This is a genomic window from Mucilaginibacter mallensis (assembly GCF_900105165.1).
GTDB classification, from domain to species: domain Bacteria; phylum Bacteroidota; class Bacteroidia; order Sphingobacteriales; family Sphingobacteriaceae; genus Mucilaginibacter; species Mucilaginibacter mallensis.
Genome location: NZ_LT629740.1, coordinates 2746161 through 2765406, shown reverse-complemented (window position 1 = coordinate 2765406; position 19246 = coordinate 2746161). Strand labels below are relative to the sequence as shown.

Here is a 19246-nt window from a genome sequence, read left to right as displayed (position 1 = left end):
TCATGGTTCATAGTTGATAGTTCATGGATCATGGCTCATAACAAAACGGATAAAAACTATAGCGTAGCTGCTATGAACTATCAACTATGAACCATGAACTAATTATATTAATTTTGCCAAATATGGATTTTATTATTGAAGCCGTTGTTGAAGCGGTTAAACACTTATACCAAACTGATATTACTGCCGACGCCATAAACTTACAGGAAACCCGTAAGGAATTTGATGGCCAGGTTACCATAGTTACTTTTCCGTTCACTAAATTCTCACGCAAATCGCCGGAACAAACAGGGGCTGAGATAGGTGAGTACCTTAAAGCCAACCTGCCAGAGGTTGCGGCTTTTAACGTTATAAAAGGTTTTTTAAATATTTCAATTGCTGATAGCTACTGGCTCAATCAGCTATATACCGAAATTTTACCTGATACTTTCGCCGTTGCTAAACCAAACGGTAAAAAGGTAATGGTAGAGTATTCATCGCCAAATACCAACAAGCCATTGCACCTGGGCCATGTGCGTAATAACCTTTTAGGCTTTTCAGTAGCACAAATTTTAGATGCAGCAGGATATGAGGTGATTAAGGCTAATTTGGTGAATGACAGGGGTATACATATCTGTAAATCAATGCTTGCCTGGCAGTTGTTTGGTGATGGTGAAACGCCTGAATCAACTGGTGAAAAAGGCGACCATTTGGTTGGCAAGTACTATGTAATATTCGATAAAGAGTATAAAAAGGAAATAGAGTTCCTGAAATCCGAAGGGCAAACCGAAGAAGAGGCCAAAAAGAACGCGCCGCTAATTAAGCAAGCCCAGGAGATGCTGCTTAAATGGGAGGCAGGCGATGAAGAAGTTATCAATCTTTGGAAAACCATGAATACATGGGTTTATGATGGCTTTGGTAAAACTTACAATGCTTTAGGCGTCGCTTTCGATCAATTTTATTATGAATCAAATACCTATTTATTAGGTAAGGATATTGTTGAGGAAGGACTTGCAAAAGGAGTTTTCTTTACAAAGGAGGATGGTTCTGTATGGATAGACCTGACTGCTGATGGCCTTGATGAGAAATTGGTTCGCCGTTCTGATGGCACTTCTGTTTACATGACCCAGGATCTGGGTACTGCGCAGCTTAAATATGATGATTACAAAATGAATGAATCTATTTATGTTGTAGGTAATGAGCAGGATTATCACTTTAAGGTATTGTTCCTGATACTGCAAAAACTGGGCAAAACGTGGGCGCAGGGCTTATACCATTTATCGTATGGTATGGTTGATCTGCCATCAGGTAAAATGAAATCGCGTGAAGGAACTGTGGTTGATGCTGATGACCTGATTAATGAAATGGAGCAAACAGCTAAAGAGCAAACCGAAGCTTTAGGTAAGGTTGATGGTTTTAGCGAAGAGGATAAGCAGCATTTATACCACACGATAGGTATGGGAGCGCTGAAATACTTCTTACTAAAAGTTGATCCTAAGAAACGCTTATTGTTTGATCCTAATGAATCTGTTGATTTTCAGGGGCATACCGGGCCATTTATTCAATATACCCATGCCCGTATTAAATCAGTAATGAGCCGCGCCGGTGTTAATTATGCCGATAAGATCGATATTCAGGAATTATCAGCCGTTGAGCGTGACCTGATCGTGATTTTGACTCAATTCCCGGCAATTATAAACGATGCAGCTAAAGAGTACAGCCCGGCCGTAATTGCTAATTATATTTATGAGTTGGCTAAGATCTATAACAAATTTTACCACGAAAAATCCATATTGCAGGCTGAAGATGAATCACTGAAGAAATTCAGATTACAACTTTCTGCGGCATCAGCTAAAGTGATTAGCAAAGGAATGGGTTTGTTGGGGATTGAAGTGCCTGAGAGGATGTAATAATGTGCAGATATGCAAATGTGCAGATGATAAGAATCTGCACATTTGCATATCTGCACATCTATAAATTATCTCCAACGTCCTCTGTGCCATGCATAACCGCGAGGTCCGTGATACCACCTACCTTCAACCCAAACGTGACCTGCACGAGGTCTTGCCCAGTATCCTGGTCTGCGTACATATGACTGGCCATTCCATACCCAATCACCATTTATCCAAACAGCGCCTGCATAGGGTGCCACTGGTCTTGTATAATAAACTTCAGCAGGCTGGTTACTTACATAATACTCCCCAGCACATGATGACATAAACAGCGAACCTGCCAATGCAGCCAGGATGCCTAATTTTGATAATGTTTTCATCTGTATATGATTGATAAATAATACGTATTGACAATCAAACGCCTTAAAAGTTTAATGATTAAATTCAGGAAAATTTATCGGCCACTATAATTTCTTTACTACCAGCAATATATTTATAAAACCCGCTTCCCGATTTTACACCCAGATGCCCGGCGGTTACCATATTCACCAGTAGCGGGCAAGGCGCATATTTTTGATTGCCAAAGCCGCTGTATAATACATTTAAAATAGCCAGACATACATCCAGGCCAATAAAATCAGCAAGTTGTAATGGGCCCATAGGGTGGGCCATGCCCAATTTCATTACCGTATCTATCTCATTTACGCCGGCTACGCCTTCAAACAGGGTATATATGGCTTCATTTATCATGGGCATTAAAATGCGGTTAGCCACAAAGCCAGGATAATCATTTACCTCAACCGGATTTTTATCCAGTTGCTGAGCCAGCTCCATCACTTTTTGGGTAACCACATTGCTTGTTGCATACCCCCTTATAACCTCTACGAGTTTCATCACAGGCACGGGGTTCATAAAATGCATGCCTATCACATTTTCCGGTTTTTTAGTTACCGAAGCTATTTGTGTAATAGATATGGATGAGGTATTGGATGCCAATATAGTATCATCGCCACATATCTCGCTCAGTTGTTTAAACAGTTTTAGTTTGATGTCGCTGTTTTCAGTGGCGGCCTCTATTACCAAATCTGCATTGGCTGCTGCTGTTATGAGGTCTGTGTGGGTAATGATGTTATTCAGTGTATCAGCTTTTTGCTTTTCATCAATGGTGCCTTTTTTCAGTTGCCTGTCAAGGTTATTGGTTATAGTTTGTATGGCACGGTTTAAAGCATCAGCATTAATATCAACCAAAGCAACATTAAAGCCATGCTGCGCGAAAGTATGCGCGATGCCGTTGCCCATAGTTCCGGAGCCGATCACTGTTATATTTTTCATATCAGGTTATAATATATTACTAAGTTGATGCTATTTATTTAATTGGCAAAGTCCAGCCGGTAATTTATAAGCTGATATGTTCGCCTGCTTCAATAACCACATTTTTATCTATTGATTTATATTCGGGGATATGTCCCAGTAGCTTTAATCCCTTATATTTTAGAATATAAGATTCAGAGTCTATATCCGCCTTGCCATTAAATATGATCCCTTTTATGGGGATGTTGTATTGTTTTAAGGCAGCAACAGATAGTAAAGTATGATTAATACTCCCCAAATAATTTTGCGAAACCAGTATAATTTCAGCATCAAGGTACTTAATAAGATCTATCATTAAAAGCTCGTTGTTTAAGGGTACCATTAAACCACCCGCACCTTCAATTAATAGTTGGTTGTCGGTTTTTGGAGTGATGAATTTCTCTTTTTCAATGCTAACGCCATCGATTGCCGCAGATTTATGTGGCGAAAAGGGTTGGGTTAACCGATATGTTTCCGGATGAAAAACTGTTTGGGTATTAGAGATCAGGCTTTTTACTTTAAGCGTGTCACTATCATCCAGATCGCCGGATTGTACCGGTTTCCAGTAATCGGCTTTCAATTTTTCGGTTAAAATAGCTGATACGATAGTTTTTCCTATCCCGGTTCCTATTCCTGTAATAAATAATGGTTTATTCGGCATTGAGTACTTCATTTATGGTATTAGTAAGCAAAAATATTTCACCTACCGTATTATAGGCATGCAGGCATATTCGTATCCTTTCGGTACCTACAGGCACTGTCGGACTAAGAATTGCTCTTACATCCAATCCTGCATTTTGTAAATGTGTTGCCATTTGCTTTGCCTTTTCATTGCTGTTTAGCAGCAGACATTGTATAGCGCTGTCACTTTTAAGCAGGGGATAGGCTGCATTGTGTTTTATATTTTGTTGGAATAAACTGATATTATCAGCCAACCGTGCTATCACTTCATCCGATTGCTGTAACAGCTCGTAAGCCATTTTTATGGATGCGATCTGATGAATTGATGCCGCGGTAGTATAAATAAATGACCGGGCAAAATTGATAAGGTAGTTTCTCAATAAGTTGCTCCCTACAACTATTGCCCCATGGCAACCCAGCGCCTTACCAAAGGTGATTATTCTTGCAAATATCCTGTCTTCCAAACCAAGAGCGCAGATAAGCCCCTGTTTATATAAGCCAACGGCATGAGCTTCATCAACAATCAGGTAAGCGTTATACTTTTCTGTTAACTCCAATATTTCCACTATTGGCGGTGTATCACCATCCATAGAATAAACACTTTCAATAACCACATAGCAAATGCCTTTGGCTTGCTTTAGCTTACCCTCCAGGCTCTCCAGGTCATTATGCCTGAAAGTATACCGGTTTGCATAACTTAATCGCGCTCCGTCAATTATAGAGGCATGGATCAGCTCATCAGCAATAATGGTGTCGCCACGTTGTGGGAGGGATGAGAATAAACCCACATTTGCATCATAGCCTGAATTAAACATTAATCCAGCTTCATTATTATGAAAGGCGGCTATCTGCTGTTCCAGGTCTTCAGTATAAGTTAAATTACCTGATAGTAATCTTGAACCTGTTGATCCGTTTAAGGCCAGCGGCAAATTATTTAACTCTTGTTGAATATTATCTCTCAAGGCTGATGATCTTGCAAAGCCCAGGTAATCATTCGAGCAGAAATCAACCAGCGTACTTTCAGGTTTTAGGGTTCTGTAGGTGCCTGATGCTTTTCTTTCAGCCAGTCTTTTCTCGATATGATCTTCTGATAACTTCAATGTGGATAATTTTCGCTAAAATAAAGAAAGCGCCCCGATATTCATCAGAGCGCTTTCTTTATTAAATTAGTTTTTGGCCGGGATGGTTAGTTACCGCCGCCACCGCCGCCGCCATTTTGCATTTTGGCGCGCATCTCATCCATCATTTTTTTATAAGCCACTTGCTGATCAGGAGTAAGTACTGCCTGAACTTTGTCATTTGCAGCTGTCATGATAGGGCGCATCGCCGATCTATCGCCGCCTGCTTTCATTACGCTATCTCTTTTTGCAGCAGCATCTTTATAAATGACCAGTATTTTAGATGATTGATCATCTGTTAAATTTAACTTGGTTTTCAATGCTGCAACCCTGTCCTCAGGACTCATACGCATACCTTGTGCGCGACTTACTGCTGTAATACCGATAAGGAAACAACAGATCAACAAAAATTTTTTCATCTTAGTTTTTTTAAGTTTTTAATAAGTATAAGATAAAGATAGGCTGTTATGGTTTAATAACAACCTTGTAACTTAATTGTTGCAGCCCCCTAACCCCCTAAAGGGGGAATTTTAAACTTAATTTCTGCTTGTTTTAAATAACTCCCCCTTTAGGGGGCTGGGGGGCTAATTGCTTCCCTGTTGCAATTTGGATATTGAACGCTGCATCTGGGCCATCATGGTGGTCAGGCTTTCCATGGTTGGCTCTGGGGTAGGGAGCGGCATATGGGTAGAGATATAGGCCTTAGCTTTCCAGATCTCTAAAATATCTTCGCCATTAATATCATAAGGCTCGTAAACCGGGTTGTCTGATATCAATTTCAGTTTCTTGTTCTCCTTAAATTTATTGCCGATACGTTTGTAAACCACACCGTCGCTTTTTGAAATGATCACATAAGTTTCAGCTGGTTTTACATCGCCCCAGTTTTCCATGTATTCACCTATTATAATAGTACCTGATACCAAGGGTAACATCGAGTCGCCTTTTATTTCAAACGCCCTGAAGGTTCCCTGCTTAAACATAGGCAGGTAGAACTTAGGCAGCTGCGCCACATATTCTGGATCAGCGTAACCATTCAGGTAGCCGGCGCTTGCTTTCATCGGTACAAGCTCAATATTTTCATTATCATCCTTATCAACTGAAATGCTCAGGATACGCAGATTGCCTTTTGGCGCGGGCGCCCATTTGTCATTTATCGTCTCTTTTATAAAATCATCAAGACTGATCTCGAAGAAAGATGCTATTACTTTTAGTAATTCGTACTTGGGTTCGGCTCTTTCTTCTTCGTAGGCACCCACAAGTGAACGTTTTATACCTACCTGATCTGCAAACTGTTGCTGTGTTAAACCCTTCTTTTTACGGAGAAATTTAATATTTGATGAAATAATTGACATAAAATTTGGAATTGCTAAAATTATTAGTAATTTTATGCTCATAAAGTTAGTAATTATTTTTTAAACACCAAATTTATTCTCAGATGAAACGGTTTATCTATATTATCACAGACAGAAACAGAAAGAATTTACACGTAGGTTTATGCTCAGACCTGCTTAAAACGCTGAATTTTTATACCCAAATGCCAACTTTGTTTTTCGACAGCGCGCAGCAACTAAACCGTTTAGTATATTTTGAGGAAATCAATACCGAGGAGCAGGCAATGGAGCGCTTTAAATATGTAAGCACATTCACCAGGGCCCAAAAAGAAAAAATGATCAGACCTGTTAACCCTGATTGGGTAGATCTGACCATTGGATTGAATATTGAAAGCAATTTACGTACAAGGCCGCATATGCGCCCATCGGTAAGTGCTTTAAGAAAAGCGGTTACTTCGTTTTAACGAAAATAAGCGCGCCTGAATTCATGCAGTAACGTTTGCCGCCGCGGTTAACCGGTCCGTCATCAAAAACGTGGCCTAAGTGTAAGCCGGTGCTTTTTTCGATCACTTCATCGCGCGACATGCCGTAACTGTTATCTTTTACGATCTCAATTTTACTCATATCAGCGGGCTTTACAAAACTTGGCCAGCCTGTGCCACTATCAAATTTATCCTCCGAGCGAAATAAGATCTCGCCGGTGGCAGCACTTTTATAATAGCCTTTTTCAAAATTCTCATCATATTCATTATGGAAAGGAGGTTCTGTTCCTCTTTCAACCATTATGTAGTACTGATTTGGTGTAAGGATCTTTTTCCACTCGGCATCGGTTTTTGCCATAGGTCTTTTTCCCTTTTTATCGTTTTGCGCGTTAATGTTCTGACAGCTGAGTAAGGTTACTATACCTAATAGCATTATAGATAAGATTGACTTTTTCATTTTTGTATTCCTTTTAGTTTAAACAGCATACAATGCATATGTTGTATGTTTACCCCTTTAGACTACAATTACGCAATATCCTTACAAAAAGATTGTCATCAAATGGTTTGTTTATGGCTGGGTATTCTTTGAGATCAATACAGAGGTTACTATATCCAGAATGCCATTTTTTTGCAGAATATCAAATTTGCTGATAACGCTTTTATTGCCGTTCTCATTAGTTAAAACAATATTGCGGTTAGCATCAATTGTAGCTATTAATTTTGTGTTGGCCATAGTTGTTAAAACAGCCTGCCCATTATTCAGGTTGATCTGTTTTGCTATATCTTTTGAAGTTACCTTGCCGGTAAGTACGTGTGATAGTAGAAGTTTTACCAGATCTTGTTTGTGCGCGGGTTTCAAAAGAGTATCAAGTACTGCCTTATCCAATTTTAAAAACGCCTGGTTATCCGGTGCGAATACAGTTATAAGCGCATCACTCTTAAATGTTTGGCTTATACCTGCTGTATCCACCAATTGAAAAAATATGCTTGAATTTTTTGAATGTGATGCGTTTATAAAGAAATCATTTGATGAACTCATCGTTGTGCCATCAACTGTACGGGTAACTACAGCCGTAGTTTGTGCAAAAAGCAAGCAGCAATTAAATAATAGAAAAGTAAGCAGGATGATTTTTTTCATAAAGATATTATACATCAACTTTAACCATTTACACCGTGATAGGTTTTATTATTTACCACCCCGGTGTAAAGCCTAAGCCAAACACAGGTTTACTTACATCATCTCGATTGAACGGTACTGCAAGGTATGGTTCTAAAATAAAAGCGCCGAAAACATTAACTCTTAACGATATACCTGCGCTCAGTGCAGGTACACGTTGAATAGGGCCACCCTGTGCATCAGTACCGATAATGCTTGGTGTGGTTCTCCCCAAATCTATCTGATCGCCATGATTCCAGGCTAAACCGGCATCAAAAAATGCGTTCAGATCAGAAAAAAAGAATTTAGATTTTATCTGCGCTAATTTTTCAGGTCCGGTAAAAGGCAGCCTAACCTCAAAGCTTGCTACTGCTATGCGGCTGCCAGATAGCTGATCGATAGTAAAGCCATTACTGGGTTTGCTGGTTCCATTATAAAAAGTTTGCGCTTCATAACCACGTATTAAAAACGGATAGCCTACATATAACGGATAAAGTCCATTAGCATCACCCAAACGGGCATAACCATATAGCCTGGCTGCAAAGGTTACCGGTGAGGCGCGCAAATATCCTCTCAGATCAATAGTAGGATCGAAGAACTTATAGGTACCCACATTATATTCAGCCTCGATACGATAGCGATAGCCACTAAGTGGCGCAGCTACGCCAAAAAATGAATTGTCGCCAATTATTGAGGTGTTTAATTGATAAAGCGTAAAAGGCACAAGCTGTGCACCCGTGGTGCTATTATCAGGATCAGCGTTATAGGCTGAGTTGGATATATGAGAATGATTAGAAGTAAGGAAATGGCCCAAGGTATCGTATAGCGTATTATACCTATCGACCCGGTAATAATATCTTGAAGCACCGGCGCCAAATTCTAACCGTGTTTTTCTTGAAAAAGGATAGGAGGTAAACACGCTTGCCTGATCTTCAAAAACACGGATCAGGTCATACCTTTCATTAATGGCGGGTATAGTTTTTGTGCCATTAGTATAGGTTGTGTTTATATTGCTGTAGTTTGCATACTGATAAGGAATATGTGACAAGCCGAATCCGAAATTCCAGCGGCCGGTTTGTTTAATATATATTACCTGTGCACCAAAGTCATAAATTTCGCCATTTACAGCTGCCCCGGCATAGATCTGGTTGCGGCCTAATATATCGCTGAACACACCTTGTATGCCGCTTGCCAAGCCTGTACCAAATGAGCTTACACCCACACCAACGCCACTGCTTGCCAAATAATCAAGCTTGAACATTGGCTTATAAGGCACCGTATGCACTGAATCGGTCGGGATACGTGGATAGGCCAGGAAGTTGTTTAAATTAGCGTTGATAAGATTTACGCCCACAGCACGTGCAGGCGGCAGTAAGCCTGCATCGGTATTGATATAGGTACTATCAACCTGCTTGCCGGTAAAGTCACTCGCTTTGGCATTGTAAAGCGAATATTTTTGAGCACGATAGTACGAGTACACGATGTCATTGTTGTTGGATATACTTAAAGCAGGGGAGTACTCTGTAATACCGCTTATACCAGTAAACAAATTGGTCATCTGTTCAAGCTTCCCGTCACTTAAAGTATAGCGGTACATGTTACGAAAGCCATCCTGGTTTGATAAAAAGTAGATCTGCGTACCGTCTGACGAGTATTGCGGATTTAAATTGTTTGCACCGTTAAATACTTTAATATCAGTTATTTTTCCGGTAGCCAGATCAAGCTCGGCTAAGTTAAAAGTGATATCCTGGCCTAGCGACTTGTCATAGGTTGTCCTATCGCTTGCAAAAACTATCTTTTTACCATCGCGCGAGAAACTTGGCTGGTAATCGGAATATTTATCATTGGTAAGCTGTGTTATTTGTTTAGTATCAAAATGATACAGATATAGATCGCCCTGCCCTTCAGATAATCCTTGAAAAACGATGCTTTTGCCATCCGGCGACCATGATAGGTTACTAAACTGCTCAGCTTTCTCCATTGAAATATCCTGTACTACACGTCCGCTCGGTATTTCCACAACCAGCATACGGTTGCGCCCCTTATTGAAAACACTAAAGGCAAATTCCTTGCTATCCGGCGACCATGCTCCAGCTGATTCGATAAAATTAAATTCATCAACATGGTTGCTGGAGACCTTGCTCGTGAGTTTTCGTATTATGGTTCCTGTTTTGGCATCCGCCAGATAAAGATCAATGGTGAATAGATTTTTCTCTGATAGAAATGCCAGGTATTTGCCATCAGGACTGACAGCAGGGGCAAGGTTCATTTTCCCTGAATTTTTATCACTGATGATCTGACGCCCAACTGGCTTTTGCACAGTATCTTTTAAAAATGGCCGGTATGTTGCCTCAATGGAGTTTTTCCATAAGTTCGATAGGGTTTTATCATTATACCCAAACGTGCGTCTGATACCATATTCCAGTCCGAATTTGGCTGTGTTTTTAAAGAAGGGCACAACAATCGTATCGCCATAAGTTGAACCTATGAACGACCAGAAAGCTTCGCCATAACGGTATGGGAAGTATTTATTGGTTTCAGTAAGATCCTTTATGGTAGGGATATCATGATTTAAATAGGCATCACGCATCCACATGGCGGTGTAAGAGTCTTTTTTACCTAATGAAAGGTATTCTGCCATACCCTCCACCATCCACGAGGGTAAATTGGTGATGTTATCAAGATTGGTAGAATCCCGCCCTTCCAATAAATGATATTGGAAGGCATGCACCATTTCGTGCCCGATAACGTGCCTTGTGGTTTGGTTGGTTTCCATAACCGGCATTACTATGCGGTTCTTTAAACCTTCGGTAACACCACCCGTACCTACATCAATCTCACCATCAATGGCTGTTGTTTGCTGAAAATCAGGATGATTGGCATACAGGATAATTGGGTTGGGCTTTTTAAAAGTATCCCTAAAAACCTGTTGATGCACAGTATACCAAAGCTCACTTTCCTGTGCGAAGCGTTTGATCATGCTATCATTTTTCAGGTAATAGTAGATCTCAAAGTGTGGGGTGCGGTAAACCTTGAACTTAAGATTCTTATACCGCACCTTGTTTTGCCCGAAATATTGTGCTTTAGCGCTCTGGCTCAATAATAGGGTACCTAGTAAGCAAATGGCTATTGCTGAATATCTTTTTACTTTATTTAAGTGAGGGTAAAATCTATTCATATTTTCCAGGTATCAATTGTGTTGGCTTAGCGCAATTAAATTACAAATTTTTTATCATTCTTCCTGCCCGGGTGGTTTGCTGTCGGGTTTATCTTGCGATGGTGTTTTTACTGCAGGTGCTGTCATTGTTGTATCTGCAGGTGTGTCACCCAAACTATCTGTTGCAGTTGTATCAGCTGAGATCCTTGGTGAAGGGCAATCATATTCCTTGGTGATCTTTACCCATGGTTTAGGAAATGGCCCTGGGGTATAGCCTGATTTTGGATCAGCATAGACTTTCTCCATAAATCTTGCAAAAATCGGCAATGCGGTATGCGATCCTTCGCCGGTTTCTGAATCTTTAAAGTGAACGCTGCGGTCATCAGCACCAACCCAAACTCCGGTAACCAGATCCTTGGTGATACCCATGTACCAGCCATCAACATAATGCGATGATGTACCGGTCTTACCACCTATTTGATTACTCTCTTTTTTCCACAGACCCGGATACTCCCATAAAGCCTGTGATGTACCACCCGGTTCTTCCATACCGCCCCTGAACATATATAGCATCAGCCATGCGGTTTCTTCACTTAAAACTTTCTCGGTTTTTAAGGTAAATTCCTGTAATACGTTACCATCTTGATCAGTGATCTTGGTTACCAGTAAGGGATCTATCTTTGAACCTTTATTCAGGAATGTGCTATAAGCGCGCACCATTTCATAGACAGATACATCATTTGAACCTAATGATACCGATGGTACGGATTTCAGCGGACTTTCAATACCCAGTTTGTGCGCATATTGCACAATCTTATCCCAGCCAACCTGTTCGGTTAACTGCGCGGTAATTGAATTTACTGATTTACCCATAGCCCAGCGTAATGACATCTCTTGATAACTAAAACGGAAGTCGGCGTTGTTTGGTTGCCACACCTCTTGTTTTCCGTTATCAATATATTTTATGGTTACTGGCTTATCGGTAAATTTATCGCAAGGGGTAAAGCCATTATCCAGGGCGGTTACATAAGCAAAAGGCTTAAATGTTGATCCCGCCTGGCGTTTTGCCTGGTTTACGTGATCATAATTAAAGTATTTATAATCAATACCGCCAACCCAGTCTTTTATCATTCCGGTTGATGGTTCAATGGTCATCATACCTGTATTTAAAATACGGGCGTAGTATCTGATAGAGTCAACACTAGAGAATGTAGTGTCTTTTTCACCATTCCAGGTAAATACAGTCATTCTCTTTTTAGTCTCGAAGTATTTTTTGATCTGTACAGAATCACCGTGGAATTTCCTGTCCAGAATTTTATAAATAGGTAAATTCTCCTCAGATTTTAACACAAAATCTTTGATCTCGTTACCGCTGAAATCGCGCCATGGGTTTTTTGTACCCCATACATTATCAAAGCGTTTTTGCAGCATTTTCATTTTTTCGGCAACTGCTTCTTCGGCGTATTGCTGTAAGCGTGAATCGATGGTAGTGTAGATCTTTAAACCATCGGTATAAAGGTCATAATCGTTATCCTTTAACCATTTTTTAAGCCATCTTTCCACTGCTTCGCGCAGGTAGGAGTCGCCATTCGATTCATCGTCAACATAGCTTAAATTAAGGCCGATAGGTTTAGCTACATTAGCATCGTAATCAGCTTTATTTAAATAACCGTTCTTTTCCATCTGGCTTAAAACGGTATTGCGCCTGTCTAACGAACGATCGGGGTTATTAATTGGGTTATAGGTTGATGTTGCTTTAAGCATACCTATCAATGTTGCAGCTTCGGCAGGGTTAACCTGATCGGGAGTTTTATCAAAATACTTTAGTGTGGCTGTTTTTATACCAAATGTATTATTGCCGAACGGCACAGTATTCAGGTAAAGCGTAAGTATTTCCTGTTTTGAATAAACGTGTTCAATTTTAAATGCGGTAAGCCATTCCTTACATTTATATACCAGTGTACGTACAAAAGGAATATGCTTTATAAAGCCTTGCGATTTCTTTTTACGTGTTTCGAAAAGGTTTTTTGCTAATTGTTGGGTAATTGTACTGCCTCCCCGTTTATCACCTTTTGCGGTTGATAGAATGCTGGTGAAAAATGAATAAAAATCAACGCCGTGGTGATGGTAAAAGCGTACATCTTCAGTTGCAATTAAGGCGTTTACCAAGTTTGGTGATATCTTATTGAACTCAACGGGAGAACGGTTTTCCCGGTAATACTGACCTATCAGTTTTCCATCAGCAGTATATACCTGTGAGCCTACCGACATGGATGGGTTTCTAATATCCTGCATATCAGGAGAGTAGCCAAAAAGATTAAGGAAGTTTAATTCTATTGCACAGAAAAACAGAATTACAAAATAGATAAAAATAACAAAATACCTGAGAAATCGGTTTTTAATACGTCTGAACATGGGCGTAAAGATGTAAAATTATGGCTCTAAATCATAGCCGTGTAAACAAAAATTAACAACGTAAATTCGGCAGCGAAATTTCATGAGGGCTAATAAATCTCGTTAAGGTTTACTTTTTGTGCTTTGGTTTTGAGGCTTTGGCGAATTTATTAAACGCAAGCGAATTATTTATCCAGTAATCAAAATCCGACCTTTTTTGAAGTACATCTTCGCTAACATACACAAAACCTTTCATTGTTCGGCCATTATTAACCATAGTATGGGTGCCGTCTTTTTCAAGAGCTTCTTCAAAAATATCGGGCCCAACACGACATAAAAGGTTATCATCACTTATACAAATACACATTTTGCCATTCACCATAAAACAAACCCCGCGGAACATTTTCTTCTCTTCAACATCCGGCAGGTCGGCAAAAACTTCTCTAATAATATTGGTTAGGCGCTCACTATAAGCCATGGTTTATAAATTCGTTATTCAAATATAACAATTAAAACCTACTCCGTAGAGACGCAACAGTTTGCGTCTTAATTTAAGAAGATGTAAGGTATATTTTCAATTTCTTATAAAGAATGTTAAGCTAATATTAAATTATTCTATTTATTCTATGGATATTATAGTCTTTGTTATATTTGTGTTTACATGAGTTTTAAAAAAAACTATTATCCATCCTAAAATGAAAAAAATACTACTATTTATTATCCTCATTGGCGCTACATTATTCTTATTTAAGAGCGCTTCAGCTGCGGGTACGCAGCCTGATGCTGTAGTTAGCTGGAACCTAATAACCGTTAAAGCCACAAAAACAGCAGGCTTAAACAGCAATCTTGGCAGCAGGATAGAAGCTATTGAAGCTATAGCGGTTTATGATGCTGTAAATTCCGTTAAGCATATCGGCACACCATATCATTATTACGTGGCGGTTAAGGGTAAGGCATCGTTACAGGCAACTGTTATATATGCTGCGCATGCGGTATTAGTTAATTATTTCCCGACTCAAAAGCCTGCGCTTGATTCCGCATTGGATAGCAGTATTAAGGCGATCACTGATGGCCCGGTTGGCAGTGCGCAATCAGTTGGCGAAGCATCGGCGGCGGATATTATTGCATTGCGGGCAAATGATGGCTCAAGTCCGCTAACTACTTATGCTGGCCCTGCAAGTCCAGGCGTTGGACAATATAGACCTACACCGGGTAAATTTGCACCGGGTATAGATGTAGAATGGGGAAATGTGAAACCATTTATTTTAAAAAGCTCAAAGCAGTTCCTGCCTGAGGCGCCTCCTGCTATTGGCAGCGACGAGTACAAAAAAGCTTTAGCCGAGGTAAAAGATATTGGTGAAATTAAAAGTACAACCCGTACCGAAGACCAAACACATATAGCGCAATTTTATAAACAGGATGCTGAGTTAACAGTTAATGAAGGTGCGCGTTTACTGGCTATAAATAATGGTACCTCGCTTGAAAAAAATGCCTTAATATTTGTTTTGGTTGATATTGCTGAAGCTGACGCGAGGATAGAAGTTTGGGGCGGTAAATACGGTTACTTGTTCTGGAGACCGGTTACAGCTTTAAATGCCGATAGTACAGGCACGGTAAAATCATACGCTAAATGGACTCCATTGATCAATACGCCGGCGCATCCAAGTTATCCAAGTGGGCACAGCGCTACCATTGCTGCCGGTTATGATGTACTTAAAGCCTTTTATGGCGATAATAACAAACTGGAACTGCATACAACAACCGCAGGTGAACCAACACGTCTGGTAGAATCACTAAGCAAAGTAGAGTGGGAGAACGGTTACAGCCGTATATATGGCGGTATTCATTATCCTTTTGAAAATACTGCAGCTCAAAACATTGGCCATAAAATAGCTGCTTATACCTTAACTAATGGACCTAAACTGATAAAAGATTAGCATAAACACGTTTCTTTCCATCAATGAGTAATATTTAAGTTACGGTGGGTTTTTGCAACTGATATATTACATAACACTTTGATTATTAATGTGATTATATACTACTTTTATATAGTTATAAGCATGTTATGAAAAAGATATGTATAGTATTATCAGTATTTATTCTTATGCTGATAAAAAATGCGGATGCTCAGAAAAATGGTTATGTTATTGGTTTAAACAATGATACCATTCATTGCTACGTAGAACTTAACCGCTGGTTAGCCCCGCAATATAAAAGTCTGTTGGATGAGAAGTTTCATAAAATAAAAACCCAATATTTAAACGGTTACCATATAGCAGGGGACAGATATTATTATACAGTAAAATCAGTTGGCAAAAAACAGAAAAAGCAATTTGTGGCCTATATTGAGCGTGGAAAGATTGATTTTTATTATGCTAATGTTCCATATAGTAAAGAACACTATATGGCCTATAACGCTTGCTGGTATGTAGCAAAAGGAGAGGACCCATTGCAGCTCATACTTATGCAGGAGGACTGGCTCTTTCCTAAAAAAGGCAGAAAGATCCTCTATGACATGCTAAACGATAACCAGGCATTGGCATCAGAATTTAATAACGATAAGAAATTTGATTTTTATAGTGTCAGGTCATATATCCAACGCTATAACCTGGCTGCTGTGAAGCAATAAAAAAATAGAGACGCAATATTTTGCGTCTCTACGAATAAGGTTATTCTACTGTTATTTCATCAGCAAAAATGTAGGATTGATTGCCTTTGGCCTCATGCCACTCCGGCAGCGGCCCATATTGTTTGGCTACTACTTTAATATAGCGTGCATTTGTATTCAGATCAGCTTTAAACTGCTGGATTTGCACTTTCGTGTCTTTTATATCAACCTTATTGTTAACCGTTGCCAGTAGTTTGTAGTTTTTGCCATCATCTGATGACCAATATTGAACATACTGTGGAAAAACTACCCATGAGCCTGTATCCTGTAATGTGCCTAAACTGATCTTGTTCACTGGTTTTACCTGTCCAAAATCAAGTATGGCAACAAGGTCATTCCCTTGAAAGCCCTGCCAGTTACCCAATTGCCAGTTATCTTTACCATATAGGCCGTTAATCAATGTATTATCGCCCTGATCCTTATACTGATCCAAATATTTATTTATCAGCGTGAGTTTTATATCATCCCGTATTTTAGTAAAAACAGCAGTGCTTACAAAACTTGATTTGCCATTTTTTATAGATATGGCCTTAACAGTTGTATTAGCAGAAATTGAAATAGGAGTGGAATAACGTGCTGAGCTTGATGATGGTGGCGACCCATCAAGCGTGTAATAAATTTGCGCGTCTTTATCGGTAGTTCCTATCTCAACATTAAATGGTTTTTTAAATGTTTTTGCAGGTGCTATTATGTAAGGATTAGATACAAGCAGGTTGTCAGTAATTAATGAAGTTGGTTTTTCCAATCCTTCTTCAAACATCTTGTTAGGTAGTTTGCCTGTAAAGACTTCAAATTCGCCCCCATTCATAATGGTGTTATACTCTATAAAGCTCTTGTTATATGCCTGTTTATTCAGGTTTATGCCTTGCAAGTAAATGTTTGAGCGGCTAATGCCCTGGCCTGAATTGATGATGGTGAACTTTTTACCATTCTCAAGACTGAGAACCGTTTTATCAAATTGCGGCATACCGATCTGGAATTGCTGCTGACCAGGCATAGTATTATAAATACCCAATGAACTCATCACATACCACGCCGACATTTGCCCGCAATCCTCATTGCCTGACAAGCCATCAGGGTTCGGACTGTATTCTTCGTTCAATATTTTGTTGATGTAATATTGTGTTTTATCGGGCGAGTCGGTGAAATTATATAAATAGGCCATATGATGGCTTGGCTCATCGCCATGCGCATACTGGCCGATAAGTCCGGTTACATCTGATACATCCTTACCCGTAAGTTTTGAACTTGTAGTAAACAACTCATCCAGTTTTGCTTCAAATTTATCCTTGCCACCCATACGCTCAATTAACCCTTGTACATCCTGCGGAACTAAAAATGAATATTGCCATGAGTTGCCCTCCGTGTAATTATTGTTAAGTTCGGTAGGATCAAAAGGAGTATACCAGCCGCCATTTGTACGGGCCTGCATAAATCCATTCTGATCGTTAAAATTGTTTTTCCAGTATTGGGCACGTTTAATGAATTCGTTATAATCCTGTTGCTTACCCATCGATTTGGCCATTTGGGCTATACACCAGTCGTCAATTGCATACTCTAGTGTTTTTGATACTGATTCGGGCTCATCATCAGCTAATGTAACTCCATTATTACGGTAGCTATCTAAACCAAACTGGGTGCGGTTTACGGCTGATTTCATGGCTGTTAATGCTTCCTCGGTATCAAAGCCATTAATGCCCTTCATATAAGCATCAACAATAACCGGAATGGAGTGATTGCCCACCATACAATAAGTTTCGCTTGAAGCTAAAGGCCATATAGGCAATAAGCCACCCTGTTCGTACATCGCCAAAAATGATTTTACAAAGTCAAGTGTTCTTTTACGGTCGATAAGGTTAAACAATGGGTCTTCGGCTCGATAAGTATCCCATAATGAAAACACGGTATAATAATTAAAGCCTTGCGCGGTGTGTATCCTGTTATCCATTCCCCGGTATTGGCCGTCAACATCATTATAAATATTAGGCGCTATCATGCAATGATACAGGGCAGTATAAAAAGTAACCTGCTTCTCTTTAATATAATCAACCATTACAGCTTTGGGTTTATGCCTTTCAGCGGTACTTGCTGCAACAGGCTGCATACCCATTTGTGTTGATGCAGTAGGGGCGCCGCCTTGTACATCTATTTTTGACAGCTCAGTATTCCACGCTATTTTGGCATCATGCTGAACTTTTTTAAAGTCGAAATCAGGCACCTCGGCATCGAGGTTCTTTAACGCGCCTTCGGCACTTACATCAGATATACCCACCTTGGATATTACTTCGCCGGGATTATTAAACTGGATATACATTTTGATGTTTTTACCTTCTGCTTTGGTTTTACCGGGTTGCAGCTGGTCATCAACCGCTATGCCATAAGTTTTAAATGGTTTTGAAAATTTAGCATAGAAATAAACATATTGATTACTGGCCCATGATCTTGAACGGCGCAGCCCACGGATCTCATGATCATTAACTACTTCTATCCATGATTCTAAAACTTCATCACGGTGTTGCAGATCAATAATAATATTGGCTTCATGAGTTGATGGATAAGTATAACGGTGAACGCCAACACGTGTTGTAGCGGTTAGCTCAACGCCGATATTATACTTATCTAAAAGTGTTTTATAATAACCCGGTGTGGCACTTTCATTCTTCTTTTTAAAGCCTGAAAGATAATCGGTATTCTTAAATTTAGGCTCGCCGGTAGTAGGCATGAATAGCACATCGCAATAATCAGGTATGCCTGTACCACTAAGGTGTGTATGCGAAAATCCGTAAATTACGGTATCCGCATAATAATATCCTGAACACCCGTCCCAGGTGCCTAATCTTGTATCCGGACTCAATTGTACCATACCAAAGGGCCTTACAGCGCCCGGAAAAGTATGCCCGTGGCCACCTGTGCCAATAAAAGGATCAACTAATTGTGTATAGTCTCTCTTTTTTTGTGCCGATGATTGAAATATGATTGAGAAGAGTAAAGCGATTACCAACAGAAAACGGGGTATCAGTTTCATGGGATTTTAATAA

Annotated in this window: 16 protein-coding genes; 4 read left to right on the top strand and 12 right to left on the bottom strand. The window is 39.8% G+C overall.

Annotation, left to right across the window (positions count from 1 at the left end):
- Positions 1-122: 122 nt before the first annotated feature.
- The gene (argS, locus tag BLU33_RS11465; RefSeq protein WP_091372612.1) at positions 123-1889 is read left to right on the top strand and encodes an arginine--tRNA ligase; all 1767 of its coding nucleotides are present in this window, start codon (positions 123-125) and stop codon (positions 1887-1889) included.
- Positions 1890-1957: 68 nt separating this feature from the next.
- Here the strand turns inward: argS and BLU33_RS11460 are convergent, their stop codons facing one another.
- From BLU33_RS11460 to BLU33_RS11435, 6 genes are all read right to left on the bottom strand, one after another.
- On the bottom strand, positions 1958-2251 hold the full coding sequence (locus BLU33_RS11460; protein ID WP_091372609.1) for a YXWGXW repeat-containing protein: 294 nt from the start codon (positions 2249-2251) through the stop codon (positions 1958-1960).
- A 64-nt stretch (positions 2252-2315) separates the two neighbouring features.
- Complete coding sequence (locus BLU33_RS11455) at positions 2316-3203, bottom strand: 3-hydroxyacyl-CoA dehydrogenase family protein (RefSeq protein ID WP_091372607.1); 888 nt, start codon at positions 3201-3203, stop codon at positions 2316-2318.
- Between the two features lie 64 nt (positions 3204-3267).
- Positions 3268-3894, bottom strand: coding sequence for a dethiobiotin synthase (gene bioD, locus BLU33_RS11450; RefSeq protein ID WP_232009436.1), 627 nt, complete (start codon positions 3892-3894; stop codon positions 3268-3270).
- On the bottom strand, positions 3872-5002 hold the full coding sequence (locus tag BLU33_RS11445; RefSeq protein WP_091372602.1) for an aminotransferase class I/II-fold pyridoxal phosphate-dependent enzyme: 1131 nt from the start codon (positions 5000-5002) through the stop codon (positions 3872-3874). The genes bioD and BLU33_RS11445 overlap by 23 nt, the downstream gene beginning before the upstream one ends.
- Positions 5003-5088: 86 nt before the next feature.
- On the bottom strand, positions 5089-5439 hold the full coding sequence (locus BLU33_RS11440; RefSeq protein WP_091372599.1) for a Spy/CpxP family protein refolding chaperone: 351 nt from the start codon (positions 5437-5439) through the stop codon (positions 5089-5091).
- 165 nt (positions 5440-5604) lie between these two features.
- Positions 5605-6372, bottom strand: a complete 768-nt coding sequence (locus tag BLU33_RS11435) for an XRE family transcriptional regulator (protein WP_091372594.1) — start codon at positions 6370-6372, stop codon at positions 5605-5607.
- Positions 6373-6455: 83 nt separating this feature from the next.
- On the opposite strand from BLU33_RS11435, the gene BLU33_RS11430 reads away from it, so the two are divergent.
- Positions 6456-6815: a GIY-YIG nuclease family protein gene (locus BLU33_RS11430; protein ID WP_091372592.1), complete on the top strand. Its 360-nt coding sequence runs from the start codon at positions 6456-6458 to the stop codon at positions 6813-6815.
- Here the strand turns inward: BLU33_RS11430 and msrB are convergent.
- The 5 genes from msrB to BLU33_RS11405 form a co-directional block, all read right to left on the bottom strand.
- Positions 6802-7290, bottom strand: coding sequence for a peptide-methionine (R)-S-oxide reductase MsrB (gene msrB / locus BLU33_RS11425; protein ID WP_091372590.1), 489 nt, complete (start codon positions 7288-7290; stop codon positions 6802-6804). The genes BLU33_RS11430 and msrB overlap by 14 nt on opposite strands.
- Positions 7291-7401: 111 nt before the next feature.
- Positions 7402-7971, bottom strand: coding sequence for a fasciclin domain-containing protein (locus BLU33_RS11420; RefSeq protein ID WP_157682122.1), 570 nt, complete (start codon positions 7969-7971; stop codon positions 7402-7404).
- Positions 7972-8023: 52 nt separating this feature from the next.
- A complete protein-coding gene (locus BLU33_RS11415) occupies positions 8024-11167 on the bottom strand; it encodes a DPP IV N-terminal domain-containing protein (protein WP_091372585.1) in 3144 nt (1047 codons plus the stop codon).
- A 54-nt stretch (positions 11168-11221) separates the two neighbouring features.
- Positions 11222-13561 (bottom strand): penicillin-binding protein 1A, encoded by a 2340-nt coding sequence (locus BLU33_RS11410; RefSeq protein WP_091372582.1) that lies wholly within the window; start codon positions 13559-13561, stop codon positions 11222-11224.
- Positions 13562-13670: 109 nt separating this feature from the next.
- Positions 13671-14018 carry a TfoX/Sxy family protein gene (locus BLU33_RS11405; RefSeq protein ID WP_091372580.1) on the bottom strand — a complete coding sequence of 116 codons (348 nt, stop codon included), beginning with the start codon at positions 14016-14018 and terminating at the stop codon, positions 13671-13673.
- 217 nt (positions 14019-14235) lie between these two features.
- Between BLU33_RS11405 and BLU33_RS11400 the strand changes: the two genes are divergently transcribed.
- Together BLU33_RS11400 and BLU33_RS11395 are read left to right on the top strand one after the other, a co-directional pair.
- On the top strand, positions 14236-15477 hold the full coding sequence (locus BLU33_RS11400) for a vanadium-dependent haloperoxidase (protein WP_091372577.1): 1242 nt from the start codon (positions 14236-14238) through the stop codon (positions 15475-15477).
- Positions 15478-15605: 128 nt separating this feature from the next.
- Positions 15606-16169: a hypothetical protein gene (locus BLU33_RS11395; RefSeq protein WP_091372576.1), complete on the top strand. Its 564-nt coding sequence runs from the start codon at positions 15606-15608 to the stop codon at positions 16167-16169.
- A 40-nt stretch (positions 16170-16209) separates the two neighbouring features.
- Here the strand turns inward: BLU33_RS11395 and BLU33_RS11390 are convergent, their stop codons facing one another.
- A complete protein-coding gene (locus BLU33_RS11390) occupies positions 16210-19233 on the bottom strand; it encodes a GH92 family glycosyl hydrolase (RefSeq protein WP_091372573.1) in 3024 nt (1007 codons plus the stop codon).
- Positions 19234-19246 lie beyond the last annotated feature (13 nt).

What these genes read in the sequence shown, in the direction of transcription:
- argS (WP_091372612.1), top strand. Translation starts at nt 123, where the DNA reads ATGGATTTTATTATTGAAGCCGTTGTTGAAGCGGTTAAACACTTATAC.
- BLU33_RS11460 (WP_091372609.1), bottom strand. Translation starts at nt 2,251, where the DNA reads ATGAAAACATTATCAAAATTAGGCATCCTGGCTGCATTGGCAGGTTCG.
- BLU33_RS11455 (WP_091372607.1), bottom strand. Translation starts at nt 3,203, where the DNA reads ATGAAAAATATAACAGTGATCGGCTCCGGAACTATGGGCAACGGCATC.
- bioD (WP_232009436.1), bottom strand. Translation starts at nt 3,894, where the DNA reads ATGAAGTACTCAATGCCGAATAAACCATTATTTATTACAGGAATAGGA.
- BLU33_RS11440 (WP_091372599.1), bottom strand. Translation starts at nt 5,439, where the DNA reads ATGAAAAAATTTTTGTTGATCTGTTGTTTCCTTATCGGTATTACAGCA.
- BLU33_RS11435 (WP_091372594.1), bottom strand. Translation starts at nt 6,372, where the DNA reads ATGTCAATTATTTCATCAAATATTAAATTTCTCCGTAAAAAGAAGGGT.
- BLU33_RS11430 (WP_091372592.1), top strand. Translation starts at nt 6,456, where the DNA reads ATGAAACGGTTTATCTATATTATCACAGACAGAAACAGAAAGAATTTA.
- msrB (WP_091372590.1), bottom strand. Translation starts at nt 7,290, where the DNA reads ATGAAAAAGTCAATCTTATCTATAATGCTATTAGGTATAGTAACCTTA.
- BLU33_RS11420 (WP_157682122.1), bottom strand. Translation starts at nt 7,971, where the DNA reads ATGAAAAAAATCATCCTGCTTACTTTTCTATTATTTAATTGCTGCTTG.
- BLU33_RS11415 (WP_091372585.1), bottom strand. Translation starts at nt 11,167, where the DNA reads ATGAATAGATTTTACCCTCACTTAAATAAAGTAAAAAGATATTCAGCA.
- BLU33_RS11410 (WP_091372582.1), bottom strand. Translation starts at nt 13,561, where the DNA reads ATGTTCAGACGTATTAAAAACCGATTTCTCAGGTATTTTGTTATTTTT.
- BLU33_RS11405 (WP_091372580.1), bottom strand. Translation starts at nt 14,018, where the DNA reads ATGGCTTATAGTGAGCGCCTAACCAATATTATTAGAGAAGTTTTTGCC.
- BLU33_RS11400 (WP_091372577.1), top strand. Translation starts at nt 14,236, where the DNA reads ATGAAAAAAATACTACTATTTATTATCCTCATTGGCGCTACATTATTC.
- BLU33_RS11395 (WP_091372576.1), top strand. Translation starts at nt 15,606, where the DNA reads ATGAAAAAGATATGTATAGTATTATCAGTATTTATTCTTATGCTGATA.
- BLU33_RS11390 (WP_091372573.1), bottom strand. Translation starts at nt 19,233, where the DNA reads ATGAAACTGATACCCCGTTTTCTGTTGGTAATCGCTTTACTCTTCTCA.